The organism is Bradyrhizobium elkanii WSM2783 (assembly GCF_000472865.1).
Taxonomy (GTDB): domain Bacteria; phylum Pseudomonadota; class Alphaproteobacteria; order Rhizobiales; family Xanthobacteraceae; genus Bradyrhizobium; species Bradyrhizobium elkanii_A.
Genome location: NZ_AXAP01000047.1, coordinates 1 through 23,571 on the forward strand (window position 1 = coordinate 1; position 23,571 = coordinate 23,571).

The 23,571-nt window shown below is 58.4% G+C and carries 19 protein-coding genes and 1 pseudogene; 7 read left to right on the top strand and 13 right to left on the bottom strand.

Annotation, left to right across the window (positions count from 1 at the left end; translation table 11 throughout):
• Both YY7_RS0131430 and YY7_RS53345 read left to right on the top strand, forming a co-directional pair.
• Positions 1–797, top strand: a 797-nt coding sequence (locus YY7_RS0131430; protein WP_028166696.1) for a dTDP-glucose 4,6-dehydratase, incomplete at its 5' end; no start/stop codon positions are given.
• 62 nt (positions 798–859) lie between these two features.
• Complete coding sequence (locus tag YY7_RS53345) at positions 860–1,426, top strand: hypothetical protein (RefSeq protein ID WP_245287474.1); 567 nt, start codon at positions 860–862, stop codon at positions 1,424–1,426.
• A 10-nt stretch (positions 1,427–1,436) separates the two neighbouring features.
• Here YY7_RS53345 and YY7_RS0131440 read toward each other — a convergent pair whose 3' ends face one another.
• The 10 genes from YY7_RS0131440 to YY7_RS0131485 form a co-directional block, all read right to left on the bottom strand.
• Complete coding sequence (locus YY7_RS0131440) at positions 1,437–2,174, bottom strand: class I SAM-dependent methyltransferase (RefSeq protein ID WP_028166697.1); 738 nt, start codon at positions 2,172–2,174, stop codon at positions 1,437–1,439.
• Positions 2,175–2,337: 163 nt separating this feature from the next.
• On the bottom strand, positions 2,338–3,318 hold the full coding sequence (locus YY7_RS0131445) for a glycosyltransferase family 2 protein (RefSeq protein ID WP_080663922.1): 981 nt from the start codon (positions 3,316–3,318) through the stop codon (positions 2,338–2,340).
• A gap of 88 nt (positions 3,319–3,406) precedes the next feature.
• Complete coding sequence (locus YY7_RS0131450) at positions 3,407–4,711, bottom strand: hypothetical protein (RefSeq protein WP_155255389.1); 1,305 nt, start codon at positions 4,709–4,711, stop codon at positions 3,407–3,409.
• Between the two features lie 162 nt (positions 4,712–4,873).
• The gene (locus tag YY7_RS0131455) at positions 4,874–5,314 is read right to left on the bottom strand and encodes a hypothetical protein (RefSeq protein ID WP_028166700.1); all 441 of its coding nucleotides are present in this window, start codon (positions 5,312–5,314) and stop codon (positions 4,874–4,876) included.
• A 36-nt stretch (positions 5,315–5,350) separates the two neighbouring features.
• Positions 5,351–9,250 carry a glycoside hydrolase family 99-like domain-containing protein gene (locus tag YY7_RS0131460; RefSeq protein ID WP_080663931.1) on the bottom strand — a complete coding sequence of 1,300 codons (3,900 nt, stop codon included), beginning with the start codon at positions 9,248–9,250 and terminating at the stop codon, positions 5,351–5,353.
• A gap of 216 nt (positions 9,251–9,466) precedes the next feature.
• Positions 9,467–11,515, bottom strand: a complete 2,049-nt coding sequence (locus tag YY7_RS0131465; RefSeq protein WP_028166702.1) for a tetratricopeptide repeat protein — start codon at positions 11,513–11,515, stop codon at positions 9,467–9,469.
• Complete coding sequence (locus tag YY7_RS0131470) at positions 11,512–12,861, bottom strand: HlyD family type I secretion periplasmic adaptor subunit (protein WP_028166703.1); 1,350 nt, start codon at positions 12,859–12,861, stop codon at positions 11,512–11,514. The genes YY7_RS0131465 and YY7_RS0131470 overlap by 4 nt, the downstream gene beginning before the upstream one ends.
• Positions 12,851–15,085 carry a peptidase domain-containing ABC transporter gene (locus YY7_RS0131475; protein WP_028166704.1) on the bottom strand — a complete coding sequence of 745 codons (2,235 nt, stop codon included), beginning with the start codon at positions 15,083–15,085 and terminating at the stop codon, positions 12,851–12,853. The genes YY7_RS0131470 and YY7_RS0131475 overlap by 11 nt, the downstream gene beginning before the upstream one ends.
• A gap of 203 nt (positions 15,086–15,288) precedes the next feature.
• Positions 15,289–15,903: a class I SAM-dependent methyltransferase gene (locus YY7_RS0131480; RefSeq protein ID WP_080663923.1), complete on the bottom strand. Its 615-nt coding sequence runs from the start codon at positions 15,901–15,903 to the stop codon at positions 15,289–15,291.
• 191 nt (positions 15,904–16,094) lie between these two features.
• Positions 16,095–17,054 (bottom strand): calcium-binding protein, encoded by a 960-nt coding sequence (locus tag YY7_RS0131485; protein ID WP_028166706.1) that lies wholly within the window; start codon positions 17,052–17,054, stop codon positions 16,095–16,097.
• A gap of 515 nt (positions 17,055–17,569) precedes the next feature.
• Here YY7_RS0131485 and YY7_RS0131490 point away from each other — a divergent pair.
• Entirely contained in the window at positions 17,570–18,211 is a 642-nt protein-coding gene (locus YY7_RS0131490) for an AAA family ATPase (RefSeq protein WP_028166707.1), read from the top strand.
• Positions 18,212–18,479: 268 nt separating this feature from the next.
• Here the strand turns inward: YY7_RS0131490 and YY7_RS0131495 are convergent, their stop codons facing one another.
• Entirely contained in the window at positions 18,480–18,728 is a 249-nt protein-coding gene (locus YY7_RS0131495) for a hypothetical protein (protein WP_245287475.1), read from the bottom strand.
• Positions 18,729–18,740: 12 nt separating this feature from the next.
• Positions 18,741–18,839: pseudogene (locus tag YY7_RS64815) on the bottom strand (helix-turn-helix domain-containing protein); the annotation flags it as partial.
• A 1,268-nt stretch (positions 18,840–20,107) separates the two neighbouring features.
• On the opposite strand from YY7_RS64815, the gene YY7_RS60800 reads away from it, so the two are divergent.
• The gene (locus tag YY7_RS60800) at positions 20,108–20,320 is read left to right on the top strand and encodes a hypothetical protein (protein WP_155255390.1); all 213 of its coding nucleotides are present in this window, start codon (positions 20,108–20,110) and stop codon (positions 20,318–20,320) included.
• A gap of 348 nt (positions 20,321–20,668) precedes the next feature.
• On the top strand, positions 20,669–21,025 hold the full coding sequence (locus YY7_RS53355) for a VanZ family protein (protein ID WP_035691390.1): 357 nt from the start codon (positions 20,669–20,671) through the stop codon (positions 21,023–21,025).
• On the opposite strand, the gene YY7_RS53360 is transcribed toward YY7_RS53355, so the two are convergent.
• On the bottom strand, positions 21,022–21,690 hold the full coding sequence (locus YY7_RS53360) for an acyltransferase (protein ID WP_245287476.1): 669 nt from the start codon (positions 21,688–21,690) through the stop codon (positions 21,022–21,024). The two genes, YY7_RS53355 and YY7_RS53360, sit on opposite strands and share 4 nt — an antisense overlap.
• A 425-nt stretch (positions 21,691–22,115) precedes the next feature.
• Between YY7_RS53360 and YY7_RS0131520 the strand changes: the two genes are divergently transcribed.
• Together YY7_RS0131520 and YY7_RS0131525 are read left to right on the top strand one after the other, a co-directional pair.
• Positions 22,116–22,976, top strand: a complete 861-nt coding sequence (locus YY7_RS0131520; protein ID WP_155255391.1) for a hypothetical protein — start codon at positions 22,116–22,118, stop codon at positions 22,974–22,976.
• Positions 22,954–23,427, top strand: coding sequence for a hypothetical protein (locus YY7_RS0131525; RefSeq protein WP_028166710.1), 474 nt, complete (start codon positions 22,954–22,956; stop codon positions 23,425–23,427). Before YY7_RS0131520 ends, YY7_RS0131525 begins: the two co-directional genes overlap by 23 nt.
• Positions 23,428–23,571 lie beyond the last annotated feature (144 nt).

Consider the following 23,571-nt stretch of genomic DNA (forward strand, 5'->3'; position numbering starts at 1 on the left):
ATGGCCCCGGCGAATTCATCCAGACCAACATCGTCGGCACCTTCACCATCCTGCAGGAAGCGCTGCGCCATTGGCGCACGCTCTCGCCCGAGAAGCGTGAGCAATTCCGCTTCCTCCACATCTCGACCGACGAGGTGTTCGGCTCGCTCGGCGACGANGGCTTCTTCACGGAAACCACGGCNTATTCGCCAAACTCGCCCTACTCCGCGAGCAAAGCCTCCTCCGACCATCTGGTGCGCGCCTGGCGCGAGACCTACGATTTGCCGACGCTGGTCACCAACTGCTCGAACAATTANGGCCCCTATCACTTCCCGGAAAAGCTGATTCCGCACATGATCATCAAGGGCCTGGCCGGCGAGCCGCTGCCCGTCTATGGCGACGGAAAGAACATCCGCGACTGGCTCTATGTCGAGGACCATGCGAAGGCACTGACGCTGGTGCTCGAGCGCGGCGCGGTCGGCGAGACCTACAATGTCGGCGGCCGCAACGAGCGCACCAACCTGCATGTGGTCGAAACCATCTGCGATCTCCTCGACGAAATCGCACCGCGCGCACAAGGCGCCCGCCGCGACCTGATCACCTTCGTCGCCGACCGTCCCGGCCACGACCGCCGCTACGCCATCGATGCCTCAAAGCTGGAACGCGATCTCGGCTGGCGCGCAGAAGAGAATTTCGAGAGCGGCATCGCCAAGACCGTGCACTGGTACATCGACCAGCAACCGTGGTGGCGCGGGATTTTGGAGCGGGGATATCAAGCCAAGCGGGTCGGGTTGAGCCTGTCGGCAACAGCACACTGAATCGTAGAACTCCATTCCAGCGATCCTATTGATCGGGCTCGCATGGAGCAACGGGACATACAATGCAACTTGCGATGGATAGTCACGAACAGAGCCTGTTCAAGAGCTTTCTGAATCTGTCCGACCGGTATCTGGAGTTTGGATCAGGTGGCAGCACGTGGCTGGCTTCCCAGATGAGAAAAGAGTGGATCATTTCGATTGACTCATCTCAGGAGTGGCTTGCCAACGTCGCCAATGCAACGAAGGATTGCCCTACAAAACCTGATTTGGTTTACATCGACATCGGCAAGCTTCGAGAGTGGGGATTTCCGGCAGACCGGGAACGAGAGAGCTCATGGCCCCAGTATCACGAGAGCATCTGGCAAAGGCCCGAAAGTCGCAACGCTGACCTCTACTTCATCGATGGCCGGTTCCGGGTCGCTTGCTTTACGCAATGCCTTCTTCACTCGCCGCCGGGGACGTTCATCGCGATACACGATTTTGCCAGTCGACCCCAATACCATATAGTCAGGCAGATCGCCCGGGAAGTCGCCCGAGCGAACAACATGTCGGTCTTTCAAAGGCCGCTTCAACTCGACAGCGAACGAGCCCAGCAGCTACTCCAGAGGCATCGCCTCGACCCGCAGTGACCGGCTCGGCTTACAGCATGTTCGGTTCTGATTGAATCAGAGCCGAAGCTCTGGACTTCTGTTCAGACGCCTCGCGCGACCCGGTATCAACTTCGCTCGAAAGCGCTCTAAGCCTTAGCAGGGTCACCCGGTCCAAATCGTCGAGCCGCGCCCATTTGATGGGGTGGCTCTCCTCGATCAAAAGGCCGGCGTTGCGCGCATACTCCGAAAACAGATCAAACGTCATATGGTTACGCGCGTGGGGATTTGCCCCATAGCTGGTGGTGTTCGGTGCGTCGTAGTTGGAGTGGTGATAGAGAGCCATCCCCCCTGGCGCAAGAACACGTGCCGTTTCCTTGAGATAGTTCTCAACGAGATCAGGGCTAAAATGCACCATTGCGTCATAGCAATAGATCGCAGTCATCGAATTATTCGGAACGCCGCTAAACTCGTAGCCATTGTTCTTGAGGTAAGAGACATTCCGATGATGCGCCAATCGGCTCTTGCAAAACTCGATATTCTCTTCATGTATGTCGACAACGAGCAGCGAACCGCATTGAGACGCGATTTGCTCCGCATGCCGACCGCGACCGCAAGCCAGTTCAATCACCGTAGTAAGATCGAGACGAGAAAACAGCTTCGAAAAAATCGTCTCAGGATTCCAAAAAATCGTCTTGGTCCAGCGCTCTGCATCGTCGTAGTAGGCACTCTCCTTCCAGGCGTGACCTATTTTCTCAGCGGAAACGTCCAGGCTCGATCTATCGGACATTGTTTTTCTCTACTGGTTCACTGAATGACACGGTGCCGAGCAGCTCATGGACGCCGGACGTCGAATTCAACCAGTCCGTGGCGCTACTGCGACGTTAAGTTCCTCCCGTCCGGTCAGACATATAACATATATAACATACAGAAGTTTCCCAACCAACCAGCGATCAGGAGGATGAGTGCTGTGCCAGGCCAAGCGCGATGATGTCCGCCGGTGAGTTAACAAACGAGAGAAGCATCTCCTTTTCGCTGCTGCCGGGAAATTCCAGCCGGCCATCCGGACCGAACTTGACAAACCCGCGCACGTAGCTCTTGCCAGCCCCGTCCGCATTTCTCAATTCGAGTATTTCCCTCAAATAGAGAACGATGTTCGGATCCGTTGCTTGCGAAATTCGGTCGTGTATGCGCTCGACACTTTCATCGAGCTCGACGATCACGCGGCGCTGCCGGAGCTTGTTGATATTCGACATCAATCTCTGCTCACGGTGAACGCGGTTGCGATGTTGCACCACGAGCGAGCCGCACCGCGCCGGCAAGAGACCGCATTCGCGCGCCTGAATGTTATGGTTGATGAATGCGTTTCTCAGCGATGATGCCTTGAGCAGCGGCTTCCCCCACTTCACGCCGTCAAGCAAGATCTTGTTGTCCTCGCCGATCCAATATCTGGTTGCATCCCAGGCGACGTTCGGGAGCCAGGTGCCACAAAGGAAATCTCCTTCCGCCTCTCCGAGCTGCCTGGAGAGACGATCGGCTATATTGGTATCGTAGTGGCCACTGCCATCTATCCAGTGCAGGAACTCATCGGTATCGAGAAAGATGAAGAAGCGACAGGACTCCGCCAGAGCCCGATACAACTCCGGATTCTTGTCAACAAAGTGCAGATTGTTGTGGTGACCCGAGAAGTTGTAGATGAGCAGGTCAGGATGACTGCTTTCGTAGATTTCAAGCACGTGCCCATCGCTGGAATCGTTATCGAAAATGATCAGCGAATCCATGCCGCATATAGGTGCATGGTGCTCGATCCATTCCTTCAAAAGCCAACGGTCATTTTTTGTCTTTAAAAGGATCTTGAAATCCGACTTGCGCTCCGCGATCGAAGCCGCATTGGATTGTATCTGTTCGTGCCATTTTCTGAGAGGCGAGCTCACCTATAACTCCCAAGAGGACCGTCAACCAACTCGTGACGTAATGAACGAAGGTGCAATTTCAGACTGTCACTGATCGTCACGGTGCACATTAACCGCCGATACACGTCCGCTCGATCCAAAGTCCGGACCAGTAAAGCGCCTCAAGACCGGTCGGCGCCCGAACGCGGTCTTCCGACGAACGCATCCCTGGTGGACATGGCCATCGCGGCACCTCACTCACCTCGACGTTGCGAGAGCATTGTTGCAGGACTTCCTTTCGATCTCGCTCCCCGGTTCTCACAGGACATCGATCGCTCTTGGCTGCGTCGGGCCAAGTGATCGTTACGCGATCGATCGTCCGGTTCCGGCCCGTCGCCTTGCGGAACTCGTCGAGCTTCGCCGTTCCGCCATTCCAGGTTGGAGCAAGCCACCCGCCCTCGGTGAATTCATTCCAAGCATAGACGAGAACACTCCGGAATGGCAGAGGGCCGGATTGACTTGCGACAGCATGGAAAGCCGACTGAAGCAGTTGTTTCAGATTGTTGTCTCGGGGTGGATCGCACCAGGATTTGACCTGCGGCTCCTTGCCCTCACGAACTCTAACCGAGTCGCGCGGCCGCGGGTCCCATCCAAGCGTAACATTGGGCACGAACGGAAATCCCGCATTGGTCGCACGCCCCCAATAGTTCGAGTTGTTGGCAACGCAATCCGAAAACACATGTTCCCCCGGCCGAGGTGGCGAGAAAGTCGAATAGGCACTAGCCATATCCATGCCGGTATTGCGCGCCTGCTCGGCTGCAACCGCGGGATCCGGGTATTCGAGAATGAAGAGCAGATTTACTCCCGACTTCTCGTATACACGCTTTTTTATCTGCTGAACGACCCGTCTCGCGGCTTCATCGCTCCCATAGACCGCCCCCCATCCCTTCGGATTCTGCGTAAAGACGAACAAGGGAGCACTGCCATTTGCAGTACGAACGTAGCCTTTGTCGGCGACGAACGCCGCGATGCTCTCGGATATGTCGGCAACGTCCTGTTCCGGAAAGCTTTGATTGAGCGAGACGGCGAAACGTATGCCCTTCCGATCCTTCAGGCGAAGGTAAGTTGCGAGTGCGCGATTGAGCGACAACGAATCAGTTACGTTTCGCCCCCACGACCCTGTCTCTGGATAAAAGCCAAAGACAAAATAGTCGATCCCCGCTGAGTAGGCATAAGCCACCTCAGCCGTCAGAACATTGTCCATGTCACCCGAGATGGTCAGGTGCCCCTGCTCGTCATAGCGCGCAAAAAAGGGAACGCGATCCTTCCACTCCGGTTGCGCTAGGACCTTCACCTCGGGACTCTTCGAGGTCCAGTTATCCCAGCGAAGAGCGCCGATCAGGACGTCGTCTCCGGCCAACGCGGGCCAACTCATCAACACCACCGAAAGAACGCACACAGCGAGAGCCTGCAAGGAGGCCGAGTTATATCGGGCATTGAGTCGGAGTGATTTCATGCAAATTGACAACCCGGCGACATTACAGATGTGTGACAATCCAGGGCTGCCACACTTCGGAAAAGCGTTTGCGACGCCTTGTCAGGATCGCAGCGCTTTCTTCCACTGTGCTGCATTCTCCTCCTGATCGAGGTTCGGACTTCGTCCTTCCGCACCGCCAATCAAATGAAAATGCTGCTTGGCTGACTTGATCTTTCCTTCGCGAATGGCAGCGGCAACGTCTGGATATTTCTGCGTATACCACTCCTCGTCAACTTCGGGACCGCCGCCCTGCCGCCCCTCAAAATAGCCAAATCCAATAAAATGCATGTGAGCGCTCTCAATCTCACCACTGCCGAGCGCCTTCGCTACATCCGGGTTCTCTCTCAAATAGCCATCCTCGTCGAAGTCAGCTGACGCCAACGCAATCTGAAGCAACAGCTTGAAAAGTCTGGCAGGTATTTCAACCCGTCCCCCGTTTTCGAAGGTCGCATAATCGATCTTCAGCGAGTTGAGCATCGAAACGGCAGACGGAACGAACATTGATAACCCCAACCTCTACTCGTTATTCCCAGATCCTTACGCCTTGGCACTTACCTTGGCGGGCAGCTTTTCCGTGGCCCGCTTCGGCTTCTCCGCTTCCAGCGGCGCGCCGAGCAGTTGCGTAGTCACCTCTTCCAGATAGGCGGCCTGCGATTTGGTTTCGCGGTCCGCGAAACCAAATCGCTCGCGGGCGATACGGTGCATGCTATCGATCTCCGCGATATGTTTCTGCGCCTTCAGCGAATGCGTGACGCTTGCGGCGTGGCGACGGTGGATGTTGAGAGGATCGGCGACGTAAGCGACCTTGGCGCCTCGCGTGCCGAGCGCCTCCAGATAGATGCGCCAGTCGCCGGCCATGCGAAGGTCGCGAAGGTCACCGCGGCAGGCTTCGAGCGCGCGCAACAACGCCTCGCGGCGCCACAGTACCGAACTGACGTTCAGGATGGTGTTCTTGACACCGAGGTAGCGGGTCACGAAATCGCGGCCGTCGAACACCTCGGTCCGCGACAATGCGCCGGGCTCAATGGTGGCGTAATACGGTTTGTAGCTCGCATAGAGATGGGAGCCGTCGGCATCGATGGATTTCGAGTCGCTGAAACCGAACGCGATGTCGGGATCACCATTCATCAATGCGAGCAGGCTTGAGAGGAAGGTGGGCTCGGAGAGATCGTCGGCTTCAGCGATCCAGAGGAACTCGCCCCTCGCCATCTCCGCCGCTTTGGCCCATTGCGCGAACACGGAACCGGAATTCTGCTCGTTGATGACGAGTGTGAGATCGCGCTGGCGCTCGTCGGCGAGTTTCATGATGACGGAGATGCTGTCGTCGGAGGAGCAGTCGTCCAGCACGATGATCTCCTCGACCGGATGGTTCTGGTCGAAGATAGTGTAGAGCCGCTCCGGGAGACAATGCGCGTAATTGTAGTTGGGAACCGCGACCGAGATGGTCGGCAGCGAAGGAACCGCAAGCCGGAGCAGATCGCGGACATAGTCTGCGAACGCGAATTTGGTCTGGATGATCTCGGTCATGCGGTTGCGCTCGGGCTCAGATGGCGGCCGACGCAGGAAGTTCTCTACGGCTTGCGCCATCGCCGGCACGTCGCAATACGGCACGACGCGGCCGACATTCTCCTTGAGAAGGAAGCCGGGGATGCCGCCGGAGTCCTGAAAGGCAACCACGGGCACGCCAACGCTGAGCGCCTCCAGCGCCACCGTCGGGAATGGATCCTCGCGCGAGGTCAGGGCGTAGATATCAGAAGCGGAATAGAGCGCCTGCATGTCGGAACGAAAGCCGGCGAGATGGAAACGGCCGGTGGCCTCGGCGCGCTTGATTTCAGGCCCCAACCATTCCTGCAGGCCGGGATCGATGCCGCCAGCCCAGCAGAAATGGACGTTCGGATGCTGTTGCCGAACCAAGTTCCAAACCTGCAGGAACAAATCGAACCCTTTGCGCAGGTCGGCATAGCCGACCCCAAGCACCATCTTGTCGGTGGGGGCGATGCCAAGCTCCTTGCGAACCAAGACGGCTTCCGCCGGCGCCGGCTCGATCTGCTTGTAGCTGCCTTGCGCGCGGATCATGAATCGCCCGTCACCGGCGTCGAGCTTGAGCGCTTCCACCAGCCTGTCGCGGACGAATTCGGAGGCGAACACGACGTGCTGTGCGTTGCCGATCGCCATCCGTGCAACGTCCTCGAGATTCTTCTCGCGAAGGATCCGCGGCAGTTCGTGCACCAGCGAAATGGTGCGAAAACCCATCTCGGCGAGGAACTTGGTGGCGCGCCCGCTCGCCGAAGTGTTGGCGATCGCGGCCGTGAACCCCTTCTCCCGGAAGTGCCGCAAGGTCGCCGGGATTTCAGAGGCCTGCTTGAGAACGGTGAGTGGAGCAACCGACGCGTATTCGGCCTCCATCGCGCCGCCCTGCAGCAATAGATACTCGACCTCAATGTTGAAGGCGCTCCGCAACGTCCTGCCGATATTGAGCAACAAATGCTGCGCGCCGCTCGGGAACGCATCGTGCCCGATCAGCAGAATCTTTGGCAGCGAAAGGTCGCGCGTCAGGCCGGTGGCAGCACGCGCGGTGGCGTTCAGGTACGCCGATCCGAAATGCAGGTCCGGCTCGAGATAGGCACCTTCGCACCACTCGTTCCAGGCATTGACGCAGACGAACGCATCTCCGAAAAACGTGTGCTTTTGCGCCTGCTCGACCAGAGTCGCCAGCCACGCCTCGTATTTCTGCGGCGTCGAGCCCTGGACCACCAGACCCGTGCCCTGGCGGCGCGCGTCATTGTCCCAGCTCGGTACGACCGTCTTGATCAGCGGAAAATTCGGGCGCGGCTCCTCGATGGAATATTTGGCGACGTCGTCGTAGCTGTAGATCTGGCCTGAGTAGGTATCGTCCAGGATCTTGGCTTCGGAATTGACCAGCGGGACATATTTGGTGAGCTTATGCGGCGGAAACTCGATCGCGCCATCCATGCCGTTCGGAGTAGGATCGTAATCATCAAAGCTCTGACTCATGATGATGATCGGATCTTCGTTGAACTTCTTCGCGAAAATGGAGCGCCAGCGCGCAATCACCTTGGCGGTGTCCGGAATGAGGCGCGGACGATAGATCATCAGGAGCGGCCGGCCCTGGATGCGGATGTAACGCTTGTCCTTGAAGTGCCGGTTGAAGTCCGACAACAAGCGCTCGTCGTCGTCGGCGAGATAGTCCTGCGAGATCAGGACCTCGCCTTCCATACCGTCCCAGCGCCGCGTCCAGTTCTCGTTCGCCCACATCAGGCAGAACGGCATGTTGATGTCGCGCGCCTTCAAGAACTGCTCGAGCGGCCTCTCCAGCAGACGCTTGCCGTTGAACCAGTAGTAGTAGTACACAAAGCCGTAGACACCCGCCGCCTGGGCGAGCCTCGCCTGCTTGCGCATGGTTTCGATGTCGCCGAGCGAGTAGAAGCCGAGATCGCGCGGGATCCGCGGCTGATAGTGATCCTTGAACCGCGGCACGCCGCGCGCGATGTTGGTCCATTCGGTGAAGCCGGTGCCCCACCATTTGTCGTTCTCAGGGAAGGCGTGAAACTGGGTCAGGTAATAGGCCAGGACCTTTGCACGCGGCTTGGCACTTGCTGGCAAGGGACGCAGTTCCTCGAACTGCGCGCTCGGCTTGGTGAAGCGCTTGATCTCGGCCGGGATGGTGGCTTCGTTTTCCGGCGGCGACGGATAGATGCCGTCCTCGTGCCGATGCTCCAGATAGTGCAGCAGCGGATTCTGGTCGGTCTTCCCCTTGAAGTAGCGCTGGATGTAAAATTTTGTATCGAACTCCGCCGACGGGTTTCGTCCTTCCTTGTAACCGTGGAAGATGAAGTGTTCGAACGGATCGACGCCGGCGGTCGCGACGTCCTGATAGGTCTGCAGATAGTAGTGCGCATCGAATTCCGGAATCGGGCTGAACGGACCGATCCGGTTTTTCAGATAGTGCGCGAGCGGACTCTCCTTCTCCGGTATGCCGTACTTCTCGCGATACCAGGCAGGCTGGAAATACGGGCTCGGCCGCCTCCCTTCGGGCTCGCCGATCGATGCATAGTGCAGTAGCGGCTGCACATCCACGTCCTTCACATCGGGATAGGTCGTGACGTACCAGATCGGATCGAAGATCGGATTGGGCTTGCGGCCTTCCTTGTAGCCATAGAGGAAGAAGTGCTCGAACGGATCGGCGCCGACGGCGATCACGTCGGGGTAGCTCGTCGCATAAAAATTTTCATCGAACAGCCCAAGCCCCTTGAGCGTTCGCGCAGCACCCGTGAGATCGACGGCTGGTGCAGCCGGATCGGGCGAAGGCGGAAGCTCTGGTTGCTTGCTCACGGGCTCCTTGGCAGCCGCGCCGTTGATCTTTGCGACGCTTGTCTCTCCCTTGGGTTGAGCCCTTGCGATCGCACCGCGCCTCATCCGAGGCTCCTTTTGGCCGGCGTCGCGCGCGAGTTTCGAAAGAAAATCAGCCATCGTCACACATTCACTTCAGCGTTGAGCACTTTACGTCGCAAGCGCGAGATTAGCGCACTCTTTCTGTCTTCGATATGAAAGCAAGCTTCAGTTGTGCCCGAATTGTTGTTGTTGCTTGCCTCCTTTTGCATCTTTCCGCTCCAGAACGAACAACATCCTTCTTCATCGCTCAGTGTCCACCAACGTCAGGCCGATCGCCCTCAGGCGGCGCACTGCGCCTTCATTATTCTGTCGCGCCGCCTGTTGATACCAATGCACCGCCATGTCCCTATCCTGTGCAACGCCGGCGCCCGACATCAGCGCGTCTCCCACCGCTAGCTGCGCTTCCGCCATTCCCTGCTCCGCGGCTTTCTGAAACCATTCGGCCGCCTTCTTCGGATCCGCTTCGCGGCCCTGCCCTCTTCCGAGCATCACAGCGAGGTTATACTGCGCAACCGTGTGTCCCTGCTGCGCGGCGGATTCGTACCAGGTCACACCCTGAGCAACATCCTGGGCAACGCCATTGCCGGTGCAATACATGACGGCAAGCTGGAACTGCGCGGCCGCATTGCCTGCGCGCGCGGCCGCGGTCATCCAGGTCGCTGATGCTCGTGCATCATTCACGCCGCTGTTTGGATCGGCAAATAGTAGCGCAAGGGTGTATTGGGCTTCGACATGGCCTGCTTTGGCCGCGCGCGTAAACCACGGGATAGCGCCTCGAACATCCGCAACCCCGCCGAACTTGCCCATTTGCATCGCGCCGAGCTGGAAGGCCGCGGGCGCGTAGCCGGCTTCAGCAGCTTCGGTCAACAACGACTGCACCTGCGCAAGTCGGTCCGCCGAGCCATCGTGATGCAAGAGGAACAGCGCATAGGCGGTCTTGGCGTCAGGATCCCCGCCAACAGCGGCCTTGCTGAGCCATTCTCCCGCGAGCTTTTGATCGCGCGGAACGCCGTTGCCTGCGGAGTAGAGCCTGCCGAGCTGCACCTGCGCGGCGCTGATGCCGCCCTCCGAAGCGCGCTCAAACCACTTGATCGCGGTTTCCACATTACGTTCGACGCCGGAGCCGTTGAGATAGAAGATCGCGACGTTGAACGCGGCGGTGGCGTGGCCGTTCTCGGCCGCACGCTCGAACCACTTTGCGGCTTGACGAATGTTCGGGGAGACGCCGGTTCCGGTCGCATAGAAGCGCCCGATGAAGAACTGCGCCTGCACGTCGCCTCGCTCGGCGGCCTTCTCGTACCAAGTGGCCGCTTCCCGCAGATCCGGCTCGGCCCCTGCGCCGTGTGAATAGAACTCCGCCAACGCCTGGATCGCCGGAAGGTAGTCCTTGCGCGCCGCCTTGCGTAACGCGGTTTCGGCCAGATCGAGATCTTTGGCGACGCCCTTGCCGTTCAAGCGCAACAGACCGATGTTGTAGAGCGCGATCGCATCGTCATGCTTTGCCGCGCTCTGGAACAGGCGCGCCGCTTCGGCGGGAGCCTCGGGCATCCCCGCTCCCTTCAGGTTCATGAAGGCAAGCGCAACCTGCGCCCTCACATGATCCTGATCGGCGGCCCTGCGATACCAGATCGCGGCCTGCTCGAAATCGACCGGGACGCCCCGGCCCTGATAGTAGACATCGCCAAGCGCGAATTCGGCCGGCGCACACTTCTGCTCCGCTGCGGCTTGGAACCATCCGAGCGCCGTCTGGAAGTCTTTCGTGCAACCCAGCCCTTCGCTGTACATGTTGCCAAGGACCGTCTGCGCCTCGGCTTTCCCGCCTTCCGCCGCAGCCGATATCCAGCGAAAAGCGGTGTCGACATCCTTCGCTACGCTTGTTCCGTGCGGGAATATCAGATCTTGCACGTTTGCCGCTTCGTCGCCCAACCGAGCGGCGGACGACTGGTACCATCTCTCATGCCGATAAGGACCGAGCACCGGATTGGCCCCGTAAAGAAAGATCAGGCCGAGCTGAAATTGCGCGTCGATGTTGCCGAGTTGTGCCGCACGCTCGTACCAGATCGCAGCATCCGGGACGCTTCTCACGACCCCCTCGCCCCTCGCATAAAGCATTCCGATCCGATAGCTCGCCTCGGCTTCACCGGCTTGCGCCGCGAGCTTCCAGAGCTTGAGCGCCTCCAAATATTGACCGCTCTCGTGTGCAGCCTTTCCGCGCTCAAACGGCCCTTCCTGGGAGAACGCGGAAGCCGGTCGAATCCACTGAAAGAGCGATCGCGCCGACAGTGTCATGGCTCGCGCATGGCCTCTCGAATGCCCTTGAGCATCCCGCCGAGCAGATACATTCCGACCGATCGGGTGCCGACATTGATATCGCCCGCAAGGGTCATTCCGGGGATCAGGCGGAAATTATGCGGCACGTCCTTGAAATTGGACGAGTCCACCGAACAACGCGCCTTGTAGTAAGCATATTCGAGCGGCTTTCCATCCTCATCGGTCGTAAACGCGCCTTCGCTGATCCAGCGCACTTTGCCTTCAGCCGTGCCATGCTCCGCGGCATTGAAGGCGTCGATCTTCATGGTGCAGGGATCGCCAGCCCGGATGAATCCGATATCCCGCGACGATATCCTGATTTCCGCTTCGAGCTTGGTATCGACCGGCATGAGTGTGATGAAGGGATCGCCTGGCTTGAGGACCGAGCCGACCGAAAGCCTTGCCATGGTCAGCACCACGGAGGGTTCGGCGGCGGTCCAGCGGACGAGATCCTGGTGCTTCTCCGCCTTGTCATAAGCCGATCTCGCGTCGTCGAGCTTGTTGCGCGTCGTGACCAGATCCTGGCTCAATTGCGCGAACCACTGCTGCTTGAAGGCGTCACGATCGGCGATCAGCGATCCCAGCGTATTTTGCGCCTCGATCAAGCTGTTATGGGTATTCTCCAACGTCCGCAGCAATTCCAGCCGGGTGTCCTGGGAGATGTACATGTTGAGCTGCGAGCCGGTGCCGTGCTCGGCTAGCGTCGTGCGCATCGTTTCGATCTTCTGCAGAACCTCGTCGCGCTGCCGATACCTGGCATCGTCGCCGCGAAGCTTTTCGATCGTCGCCTGCGTCTGCTTGATCTTCGATTCAAAACTGTTGAGCTGGGCGGTGTATTGCGCCATCCGCTGATCATAGAGCGCCTTCTGCAGCGCCGCGTACTTCTGGTAGTCGGGGTCCGACTTGTCGGGGAACACCAGCGGCTGCTGCTTCAGCTCGGCCTCGTCGCGCGCCACTTGCGTCTCGAGGCTCGCGATCTGCAATTTCGCCTGCGTCAAATCCGCTGACGTAAAGGTCGCATCGAGCGTCGCGAGCAATTGTCCCGGCTGCACCTGCTCGCCTTCCCGCACGTCGATCGTCTTGATGATCGAGGGATCGAGCGCCTGCAAAACGCTGACCTGCCCGGCCGGCACAATCTTGCCGCTAATGCTGGTGATGACGCGATCGATCCGTGTCAGGCACAGAATCGCGACGATCGCAACCATGAACGCGGAAAGTACAAACAGCGTGGCTCGGGCAACGAGCGGCTCCGCCTCCTCCCGGATCGCGTCGGTCTCCGATTGGAATTGGCGAACGGTGGCAAGCGACGCTTGATTAGGAGACAAGGGTCGGGCTCCGGAAGTTCGGTCTATCGTTCCGGTTCGCGGGCACCAAATGCGTATTCTGCTGGTACCAAAGCGAACTGTAGATGTCGTTGCGCTCCAACAGCTCCTCGTGGCGGCCGATGTCGTCGACCACGCCGCGATTGAGCACCAGGATGGCGTCGGCCGATGTCAGCGACGACAGCCGGTGCGAGATGATGATCAGCGTCCGGCCATGCGCGATCCGCGAGATATTGGCGTTCACGATCGCCTCACTGTCGGCATCGAGCGCGCTGGTCGCTTCGTCAAGAATCAGGATCGGCGGATTGACGATCAGCGCGCGCGCGATCGCAAGCCGCTGCCGCTGCCCTCCTGACAGGTTGGGCGAACCTTCATAGATCTGGGTTTCGTAGCCGCGGGGGAGCTTGTCGATGAATTCCTCAGCGCCCGCTAGCCTCGCGGCCTTGACGATGTCATCGAAAGTCGCATCCGGCTTGGCCGCGGAGATGTTTTCCCGGATCGTGCCGCTGAACAGGAAATTCTCCTGCAGCACGACGCCGACGTTCCGGCGCAGATGGTCGACGTCGTATTCGCGAACGTCGATGCCGTCGATCTTGATCAATCCGTCATAGTCCGAATGCAGCCGCTGCAGCAAACGCGTGAGCGTCGTCTTACCGGAGCCGCTCTTGCCCATCACGCCAAGCGTGGTTCCCTGTGGAATTTCGAAGGAGATGCGGTTCAGCGTCGGTGAGACCGCGCCCTTGTATTTGAAGGTGACGCCGGAAAACTCCACTCTGCCGACAAGCGGCGAGCGGACGCCATGTCCGGAACGCCCTTCTTCAGCAGGCTGGTTGACCAGGTTGCCGACGGTGGCGACCGCGCTTCGCGCTTCGTCGTACTGATTGATAAGTTGTGCCATCTGCATCAGGGGACCTGACACGCGCTGCGACAGCATCAGAAAGGCGAACAGCGCTCCGATGACGACGGGATCATTGCTGACGAGCGCGAGATAGACGCCGAGCGCATATGAACCGCTTACCGCCAACCGCTCCAGCGGACGCACGACCGCTTGTATCGCGTTTCCGGTCATCCCTTCCGCAAGCCTGGCCCTGGAGACGCGCGCGACCAGCACATCCCACATATGGCGCTGCCTCGCATCGAGCGCGAGCGACTTCACCGTCCGGATGCCGTTGAGCGTCTGAACCAGGAAGGCGCCCTGCGCACCTTCCGCTGCAAGGACGGCGGCCGATGCCTTGCGGTAAGTCGGCAACATCAAGATAAGCCATGCGACGATCAATCCCGACATCGCCAGGACCACCAAGGTCATCACCGGACTGAAGAAGAACATGACAGGTAGGAAGAAGATCAGTGTCGTCGAATCCAGAATCGTGCCGAACAATTGCCCCATCAGGAAGGTGCGAATGCGGAACACTTCGCGGATGTCGCGGGCCACCAGGCCGACTGCAGTCTGCTCGAAATAGTCGATGGGAAGATTGAGAACCCTTTCGAAGACGTAGGTGGATAGCTTCACGTCAAGCCTGGTCGTCAGGCGATGAACCAGAAACTGCCTCAAGAACGAGAACGTCGCCTCGAAAGCGATGATCACCAGCATTGCGAGGCACAGCACATAGAAGGTGTTGTATGCCTGGTAGAAGATCACCTTGTCCGATAGCAGCCGCCAGAACATGATCGGCGCCAAACCAAGAAATCCGAGGATCAGCGCGGAGATTGCGACGTCCCGAACCATCCGACGCTCGCGGAACATCAGCGCGGCCACGAGGCCGAAACTGAACGGCTGCGATTCGTCGGAGATCTCGTAGTTGCGCTTGACCAGAACAACATCCCCGGACCAGATGTCCTCGAAGCGGGGCCGGTCGATCACGAGCAGCGCGTCTTCCGCAGCATTCGGATCCCTCAACACGATGCGCGTGTTGTTGGCATCCCCGTCGACCCGCAACAGCACCATATGGCTTCCGTTGCGCAGGCGGACGATGGCGGGGAGCGCCTTTTTCAGATGGGAAAGCCCGTCCCAATCGAGCTTGACGAGCTTCGCCCGCATGCCCGCCTTTTCCGCGCAGCGGACGAGTTGATCAGGCGTCACTTCCTGATCGGTCAGAAGGTTGTCTTTGATGAGCTGCGTTGAGGTGAGATGCAGCCCGTGCTGTCGAGCGACGATGATCAGACACTCGAGCGCCGACGGAGGCACAGGATCCGCATCAGTGTTCTCCGCGACCGCTTGGATGATCATGAAAGCTCAGTCCATGTATCTGTTACGAGCATCTGTTACGATCTTTTACGCACGCACCGCTGCGCGACCAGCGGCGCGCTGTTCTTACACTAACATATATACAACAAAAACGACAGGAACACTAACATTTACCGTGATAGCGAACGCTCGCAGCCGTCGACTGCAGGTTGCACTGCCAGCCGAACCGGTGCCGTGATGAACGTCTAGGCCGACGCTTCCTGAAAATTAAAGCCCGTTTCTAACAAAGTCCTCTGGATGCCCTCGCTATCGGCCTCGGGCATCAGCGCGAGCGCGCAAACCTCGAAGTTCTCCGTTGTTATCGACACAGTTGGAAAGCCCGCCATCAACAGCAGGTTGCCAAGGCGCTCGGCCGTAAATCCGGTACGATGGGCCATGTAGACATGCCCCTCCTCGATGGCGCGCGAATGGCCGTAGAGCATGTCAAGCGGTCTGATCGGACCCGCCGGCGAATTGTAGGCGACAGCGGCGATCCCGTGCTCGACAATGAATTGAGCGACTGATTCGATATCCGGGCTTGTGATCAAGGCAAACCCGTCGGGTTTCAAGACCCGATGGAACTGACGCAGCGTTGGAAAGACCTCGTGCGCATAGAGATGCTCGAGCACATGCGACGACCAGACAGCATCGAATAATTGCGGCTCGAAGGAACCGCCGAGATCAAGGATTGAGCCGAGAACGTCCGGCTTGACTTCCGGATCGATGTCGAAGCGCACTTCCTCCCAACCTTGCTCGCCAACCATTCGAGCAATTCGGCGGGCAGGTCCGGGGCCGGAGCCCGCATTGAGCAAGCGCTTCATACTGGCGGACAAGACTGGTTCCTGACGCAATCGGACGAGGGTGAGAACAATACGTAATCAAGTGTAAACGACATCATCTGATCGATGTGGCCTGACAAAGGCGTAAATCGTACCTGGAGTCATCTTCTGATCACAAAAGCAAAAGCCCCGCGGAAGCGGGGCCTTCACCAGCATAACCTTCAGCAGCCGAGTTAGAGTTTCGGCAGAGTGACGACCTGGTCGTTGAAGTGAAGATCTTCAACTCCGCTGACCGCAACCGTCTGGTTGTCACTGAAGTGGAGCGTATAAGTTGACGTGCTCGCGTCAACGTCAATCTTGGTGACATCAAAGAAGGAACGATCCGCAAAGTCGACGGTATCGTTGCCCTTGCCACCAATGATCGTATCGTTCCCGGAGTGCGACTGGATGTGGAAGGTATCGTTGCCGTCTCCGCCCTGCAGCGTCGAGTTCGCACCCGCAGCGCCACCATAGAGCCAGATCTGATCGTTGCCGCTGCCACCCTCGAAAACATCGCCCTGCACGCCGACCAAGGTGTCATTGCCGCTGCCGCCCGAAAGCGTGCTGTGCCCGGACGTGAGATCCCTGATCAGATCGTTGCCATCGCCGCCAACCAGCGACTGGGCACCGGTGCCAGCCAACAGGTAGTCGTTGCCGCTACCGCCATCCAGCGTGTCGTTGCCGGTGCCGCCATAGATGCTGTCGTTGCCGGCACCGCCAAACAGCGAGCTGTTGCCGTGTCCGCCGGTGATCAGGTCGTTACCGCCACCGCCATAGACCGTATCATCGCCACCATCGTGCAGGTGCACGGTGTCGGAGCCCTTCCCCATTGCAACGAATACGTCGTTGTCGGCACCGGTCACGTTAAGCGTTTTGCCGCCGGCGTCATCGAGGATGATCGCCTTCAGATTGGGGGTCGTGTCGACTGTCGTGGAGGTTTTAACGTCCAGCACCTGAATGGTGGGAGCGACCGGCCCACCGGCAAATGGTCCGGATTGAAACCATCCCCTGGTGCCATCCTCTCCCCCATCGTTGAACACGCCGCTCTGCTCTAGCGAGTCGATCAATGCCGATCTGACACTCGATTCGATGTTGTTGCCGCTGTGGTGGAGAAATTGACCCAGCTCAGTCTTCGTCAAGTAAGTAACGGCCATGGTACCCTCTGGCAAGATTCCAAGATTTTTCACCGATCAGCTGACACGCCGGTCAGCGCCAATGTGCTGCAAGTTGAAGGTGCTACAACTACAACGAGAGTGAAGAGGCCTAGCTCAACCCGACACGACCATGTTCAATGTTAAGGTGCGTCGCGTCGTTTGTTAAGCCATTGTTAGTCGCGCTGCACAATCGAAGTCAAGGATTAAATTCACGCGCGATTAACTCAGATTTGAGCTCAATGTCACGCCATTGTTAATCGCCGGGTGAGCGATCCGAGTCCGCCCCCGAAGGGCGCTTTTTCGGGTAATTTCGGCACAATCCGCGACTGCAGCCATACGGAATCTGCGGATGAGGTATGCGTGAAGATCAGACAGGCCATGAATCGAACATCCCGGGAAACGCAATGAAGACGCCAATTGTCGATATGCGTTAGGTAGTGATAGTGTAACCACCTGATTTTGCTTTTAAATGTGAAGATTCGTTAGTGTGGCGCCGCATGACCTCTCCCATACCGATGCGGAGGACCATTACTGTTACCCAGCGAAAAGGCGGGGTTGGCAAGACCACGATTGCGGTCTGTATCGCGGCCGAGCTGGCGCGCCGCGGTCATGACGTCGCGCTGGTCGACAGCGATCCGCAGCGCTCCGCCTCGCAGTGGGCCGAGCCGGGCAATCTGGAATTCCCCGTTTACGAAATGGCTCTGGAAGGCACCACCGTATCCGCCTGGGCCCAGGAGGTGCGAAATATCCAGGCCGGTCTCGTGGTGATCGACACCGCCCCGAACGCGCGCGAAATGGGTGCGTCGATCGCCCTGGCAAACCTGATCCTGGTCCCCTGCACCCCCTCCGGACTTGATCTCGACGCGACCGCACAGACGCTTGCCATCATCGATGCGGCGCGCGAGCGCCGGCGCGATGCGATTAAGGTCATTCTGGTTCCTAACCGTCTCGATCGCCGCACCCTCGAGGGCCGACAGCTGGTCGAGGAGTTGAACGAGTTCGGTGAGATTGTCGCGCCTCCCATCGCCAGTCGCTCAGCATTCGTCCGCTCCTTTACAAGCGGTCAATCGGTCGCGAGCTTCATGCCCGGAGATGCGGCGGATCAGGAGATCCAACAGCTCGCAGACGCAGTAGAATGGGCGGTTGGAGAGGACTAGCGCGAGTTCCACCACTTCCGCCGAAGCCGACGATCGCGCGCGATGTCTACGAAAAGCGTCCGCGATATATATGCCGGCCGCTCGGAGCGAGTTTGTACACGGTCAATCAAGCGTTCGGATCATTGCAACGTCCAACGCCCGTCCCCGCAACAGCGCTCGGCCGTGCCGGCAAGCCCTTTGGCTGCCGGAAGCCCCGCCATGGTGTTTGCGATTGTCGTCCCAGTGAAAGATCAGCTACCTGCGGTCACGAGGGCTCAACAAGGATTGATCAGGCCTTGCGCGCCTGGCTTACGGGAAAGGCCTCGGCCGAAGCTTCTTCGAGCCGCATCTTCTCCAGCAGGAGATCCGTGACGATCTTCCGCAGCCGCTGGTTCTCGAGCGTGAGTTCCTCCAGCACACGGCGCATTTCATCAATCGTTGGCGAGTTGGCCGGCAGCTTCCCTTCACCCGCCGGATCGGACGGAACGACCGCATCAGTCCTGCGCAGAGGCAGTTTCCGCCAACGATGAAGCGTCATCACGCTTACCCCGAGCGCCTTACAAATCTCCACTTGGGAATTGCCCGCTCGCGCAAGCTCGTCTGCTCGAACGAGCTTCAACAATATCTCCTCGTGAGAGTGCTTCTTCATCTTCCCGCCTAAACGCGCTCGGGCCGGCAGCTAGCGGCCGGATCCGCCACCCGACATAGCCGAAGACTCGGCTCGAGCAGCATCACAATTATCATAAATACCCACAGTCAGAAACGAGAGGCGAAACACCGAAAGGGTCGCTAACGCCCTTGCTCCAGGTAGAATGTTAGTCATTATCCGCGCAAGCTAGCCGTTCGTGTTAGATGCGGTGCAACCTGATTTTCATAGCGGTAACCGCGTATCAATTTGACCTCGTTCGCCGGTCGTGTCGCGTGAAACCAACCTTCCGCTACCAGGATCATCACGATCCGAGCCCGCTTCCTTGATCGCTATTGGACATCATCGGCGCTCCACGGCAGAGCGCCGCAACAACGTTGTTTCGATCGCATCGCCACTTAACAGTCGAACCGCTCATATCCGATTGCACTGCGAGGTCAATTGAGCGAAGCGCACATTCAAGCGATTTCTTCCGAAGGCACCAAACAAATGGTTTCCTCCGAAGGGTCTCGAAGATCAGGATACCGCTGCACCAGGCCCAGAACTATCTCGGCCCATGACCCTGCATGGAATTTTCGGCTCACTTAATTCGAGAAGTATGAGCTGTTTTAACTAATATGATACCCTAATCAGGGCGGAACCGCGGGTCAACCACCAATGGATTCCCACCTCAAAATAAACACTCCTGCGAGCATCGCCTTCATTTTTCCTCTAGCATTCCCGTAATCATCGTTCTGAACACTGCTATGTGATGGCCCTGTTAACAAAGCTCCACAGCCTTCTTTGATCTCTCTATCCGAGCGAGACGCTGGCCCGCCGACGCTCACGGACGCTTGAGCCGGCCATCTCCTTCGATCTTATGATCGACTCCCGGTGCACAGGCGGAGCCAGGCGGCGCTCAAACTGTCCGGTTGCGCCCTCGCATTCACCACTACGAGAACGGAAACATGATCGCCCCGCCGTACGAGACTGCCCGCAGCCTGCAGCATGTCGAGCGGTACGGTATGTCAAACATTGACGCGCTCAACCGTCACCATGCGGTAAGCATCGTCACATGCCGACCGCTTGCCTACGGCACACCTTCGGATTGCAGGCCTGCACCGACGGCCTGCCGCATACCCAATTATTTTCTTTTAAATCACGCTGATTTAAATATATTTAATTTGCTTGGGGCCGGCAACCACGTCTCCGGGCAAGCGCGGCTATGACATTTGAGCGGGTTCCGACCTGGAAGATAGTGCAGCGCAGCTAAAGTATCGCAGGAGAGGACCGTGTCCCAGCGTGGCATCCGCAATCTGCCCAATGATGTTACGACCAGGTTTTCGGCCTGGAAAGAGATGATGCCGCCAAGTTCGATCGAACCTCCGAAGCCCCTGCGCGATGGTTCGACGACCGAAATCGCCGGCGAAAGAGAGACCAAGACGTTCCACGTCTCTTCGGGCATGGATTTCGGCCCGTCCCGCTTCGACTGCCCGCATGATTAGAGCGGCGCAAACAACCGCACCGTCGCTTCAACGGACGCGCAAGTCGGATGCATATGTTGGATCCTTACCGCGCGCGCCCGTCGATTTCAGCGCAACCGCGACACTGAGGAAATGGCCTTCAATTGGGAATGAGCGCGCAAAGAGAACCCTCTGGCCCGAACCTTACCTTTTGCTTGAGGGTTCTTTGGACGCATGCATCGGGGCGTTCCTGGCGAAGCCTGCACACCAACGCCATCTCTACGAGATACGTACTGAACCGCAAACGCAACTCGTGACGGCCGTATTGTCCGTCGAACAGATCATCGAAATCGCTCGCCTCCGGGATTTCCTCTAAGAACCAGCGCCCCCATGGCTCAGAAACTCGTCGCGGTCGTCGCCTGGGCACTCCTGTGCTTTCTTGCCTATGCCTCAGTGTCGCCGATCGGCGCGAGGCCAACACTCCCGGCCTCAACCAGCCTGGAACATATTGCCGCATTTGCGACCGTAGGCTTCCTCTTCCACTTGGCCTATCCGCGCCACGTCATGTTTGTGTGGCTCGTCGTCATTGGCAGCGCCGCACTCTTTGAACTCATGCAGCTCGTGACCATAGATCGCCATGCGCGACTGGTGGACGCCTTTGAAAAGATGGTGGGCGGCAGCGTGGGCATGTTCTTGGGCCGCGCGGCGCTCTATTTCGAGCAAGCGCTACGCCGTCGGGAGATCTAATCTGCAGAGCCGGCGGAAGCACGAGAAGGGCTTGCGCCGTGATCGCAGCCAGCGCCACCAGCCGGTGATTCCGCGGCCTCTCGCATGCGCGCCGGGCACCCGAATACTTTCGCGCCCGCCGGCACATCCCGATTGACGAACGAATTCGCACCGATGATGGCTTTGTCGCCAAGGGTCACGCCCATCTGAACGATGGAATTCGGACCGATATAGACACCGTTTCCGATCTTAGTCGGAGCGTAGTCGACCGGCTTCTCGCCGAGCGAGATAGAGCGATTGACGGTGTGATGTGTATAGATTTGAACGCCGGCCGATATCGAGCACCAATCGCCGATCTGCAAGCCTCCGCCCGAACCGTCCAGAATGCAGCCGGGTCCGATCCATGTATGCCGGCCGACCCGGACGTCTCCGAGCACGAGCACATTGTCGTACATCGTTGTGCCCTCGCCGAAGCCATATGCGGCCGCGTTATCCCCTCGCTCTGTGAGGAGATCGCCGATCGACACCCTTCGGGAGAACTGACGTTTCTTGCGCGCTGCGAGAATCTGCAGAAAATGGCGGATGAGCCCGAGCCATTCGTCGACTCGCTGTTCGGACATTCCGGAATTGAAGTCTGGCGACATCCAAAGCCCCCCTAGTTCAGCCGAATCCTGGGCGGACTTCATTGTATCACCATCACGCGTCGAACAAGGACGCAACGGGAACCGCCGCGCGAGGCCTGCTGCTTAGCTCGCGTTCTCCGTTACCCGCAGTCGCCGGAGGCCGCAGGTGAACGGTCCCAATACCCCTACGACGCCAGCGAGATTTAATCAATCGTTTTAAATATTTGATTATAACTCCGATTAACCATTCGAGAATCGCGCCCGGCATGGTTCCATAACGACTTGGGCCGGCTACGACAACGGCGCGCGTCGCGCTTGATCAACGGCCCGCAGGCACGCGGTTATTTCGATATCCTCCCGCGCTCCTCCTTCAAGCCTGCACAGCACGATCCGTGAACGAACGGTATCGGCCTATCCAAATTGCCATTAAAAACCTCTGCCATCGAACCGATTTGCGGTAGTTAAAATAATTTGGTTAAGCTATTAACTTGGCGATGGCGATTTTAAATGAATCAATCTCGAGCCGAAGCCTTTCGCAACTGGCGAGCGAACAGTCGCGCGGTGAGTTCTTCGCGGGACTCTTTGCCCTCGGCTGCATAAGCGGCCTCGCAGCACGCGTCCTTCAATCGGTAAACAAGCTTGGGTGGGCGGAGGCCTTCTTTGAGACCTTCGAGGTGAGCATACTCGTTTGGGTATCGTGCGCCGCGGGGGTATACCTCGTTCTTCAAGATCGAACGGTTGGGATTCGCCGTTTGGAGCTCGCCATAGGCGCTGTATTTGCCCTTTTGGTCATTCTGCCAATCGGCGCGTTGAGCTGGCTCGCTGTAACGGCGCTCGGCTTCTACGTCATCATCTTCACCGACGACCCATCATCTCGCCGCGGCGCCTTCATCTTGGTGGCGACCACCGTACCCGTGCTCTGGAGCCGACTGCTATTCCAGTTCTTTGCCGATCTGATATTGCGGATTGATGCCGCGCTTGTCGGTTGGTTGTTGCACACTCCCCGGACCGGGGACGTCGTTGGATTCGCCGATGGTTCGGGAGTTCTGGTCATCCTGCCGGGCTGTTCTTCGCTCGCCAACATGTCGCTTGCATTTCTCTGCTGGGTTACCATGAGCCGATGGGTCGACCATAAGAGATCGGCCTACGATCTGTTCTGGTGCTTATTGGCCTGCGTATCGGTGATCGCGGTGAACGTTACGCGCATGGGCGTCATGGGCTTAAGCCAATGGCACTACGAAACATTCCATAGCGAATTGGGAGCTGCTGTTACTAACGCGGTTATCCTGGGCCTGATCGTCGGTTGCTGCCTGCTAGGGGTGAGGCGTGAGTTTTTCCAACGTATTTAAGGGGGCGCTCGTCGCCGCACTCGCGCTGGCCATCGGATGGAAGATCGTGCTCCCGCCGGACTATCAAGGTCATCTGAAGGAAGACCTTGTTGAATTTCTTGAACGCAAACACTTCAATGTGGCCGCGACCTACGAGACCGGAACGCTGATCATCCGCGCCACTGCAGCATCATGCGAAATGCACGTTGCCAAGCTAACCCCCGATGGATCGAACGCAAATCTCATTCGGCATCTTACCGCAGGCGCGCAACGCTCGTTCGTCGTCTTTCGCGGTGAGATGTATACGCAGCAACCGGTATTCTGGACCGTACTGGATTATCTCTGGTCCAGATTTCTTCGCGAGCTTCGTCTGACCAGAACCGTTTCGCCTGTCATCAACGTGACGGAGAATTCATCTTGCAACGCCGAACGACTTCCGTGGCGTGAGCTTCAAGGTCCCACCACGAACTAGGTCGTGGGATCCGTGGAAGCATAACTCAATTCATGACTGCCTTTTGAGAGGCCTGAGCTCGGACGGATCGGCATCGCCTTCTAGTCATCGACCTCCCAAGGGAACAACTCAACGACTTCGCCGTGGTTGGCCCGGGCCAGCTTC

What these genes read in the sequence shown, in the direction of transcription:
- YY7_RS53345 (WP_245287474.1), top strand. Translation starts at nt 860, where the DNA reads ATGCAACTTGCGATGGATAGTCACGAACAGAGCCTGTTCAAGAGCTTT.
- YY7_RS0131440 (WP_028166697.1), bottom strand. Translation starts at nt 2,174, where the DNA reads ATGTCCGATAGATCGAGCCTGGACGTTTCCGCTGAGAAAATAGGTCAC.
- YY7_RS0131450 (WP_155255389.1), bottom strand. Translation starts at nt 4,711, where the DNA reads ATGAGTTGGCCCGCGTTGGCCGGAGACGACGTCCTGATCGGCGCTCTT.
- YY7_RS0131455 (WP_028166700.1), bottom strand. Translation starts at nt 5,314, where the DNA reads ATGTTCGTTCCGTCTGCCGTTTCGATGCTCAACTCGCTGAAGATCGAT.
- YY7_RS0131460 (WP_080663931.1), bottom strand. Translation starts at nt 9,250, where the DNA reads ATGAGGCGCGGTGCGATCGCAAGGGCTCAACCCAAGGGAGAGACAAGC.
- YY7_RS0131465 (WP_028166702.1), bottom strand. Translation starts at nt 11,515, where the DNA reads ATGACACTGTCGGCGCGATCGCTCTTTCAGTGGATTCGACCGGCTTCC.
- YY7_RS0131475 (WP_028166704.1), bottom strand. Translation starts at nt 15,085, where the DNA reads ATGATCATCCAAGCGGTCGCGGAGAACACTGATGCGGATCCTGTGCCT.
- YY7_RS0131480 (WP_080663923.1), bottom strand. Translation starts at nt 15,903, where the DNA reads ATGAAGCGCTTGCTCAATGCGGGCTCCGGCCCCGGACCTGCCCGCCGA.
- YY7_RS0131485 (WP_028166706.1), bottom strand. Translation starts at nt 17,054, where the DNA reads ATGGCCGTTACTTACTTGACGAAGACTGAGCTGGGTCAATTTCTCCAC.
- YY7_RS0131490 (WP_028166707.1), top strand. Translation starts at nt 17,570, where the DNA reads ATGCGGAGGACCATTACTGTTACCCAGCGAAAAGGCGGGGTTGGCAAG.
- YY7_RS0131495 (WP_245287475.1), bottom strand. Translation starts at nt 18,728, where the DNA reads ATGACGCTTCATCGTTGGCGGAAACTGCCTCTGCGCAGGACTGATGCG.
- YY7_RS53355 (WP_035691390.1), top strand. Translation starts at nt 20,669, where the DNA reads ATGGCTCAGAAACTCGTCGCGGTCGTCGCCTGGGCACTCCTGTGCTTT.
- YY7_RS53360 (WP_245287476.1), bottom strand. Translation starts at nt 21,690, where the DNA reads ATGAAGTCCGCCCAGGATTCGGCTGAACTAGGGGGGCTTTGGATGTCG.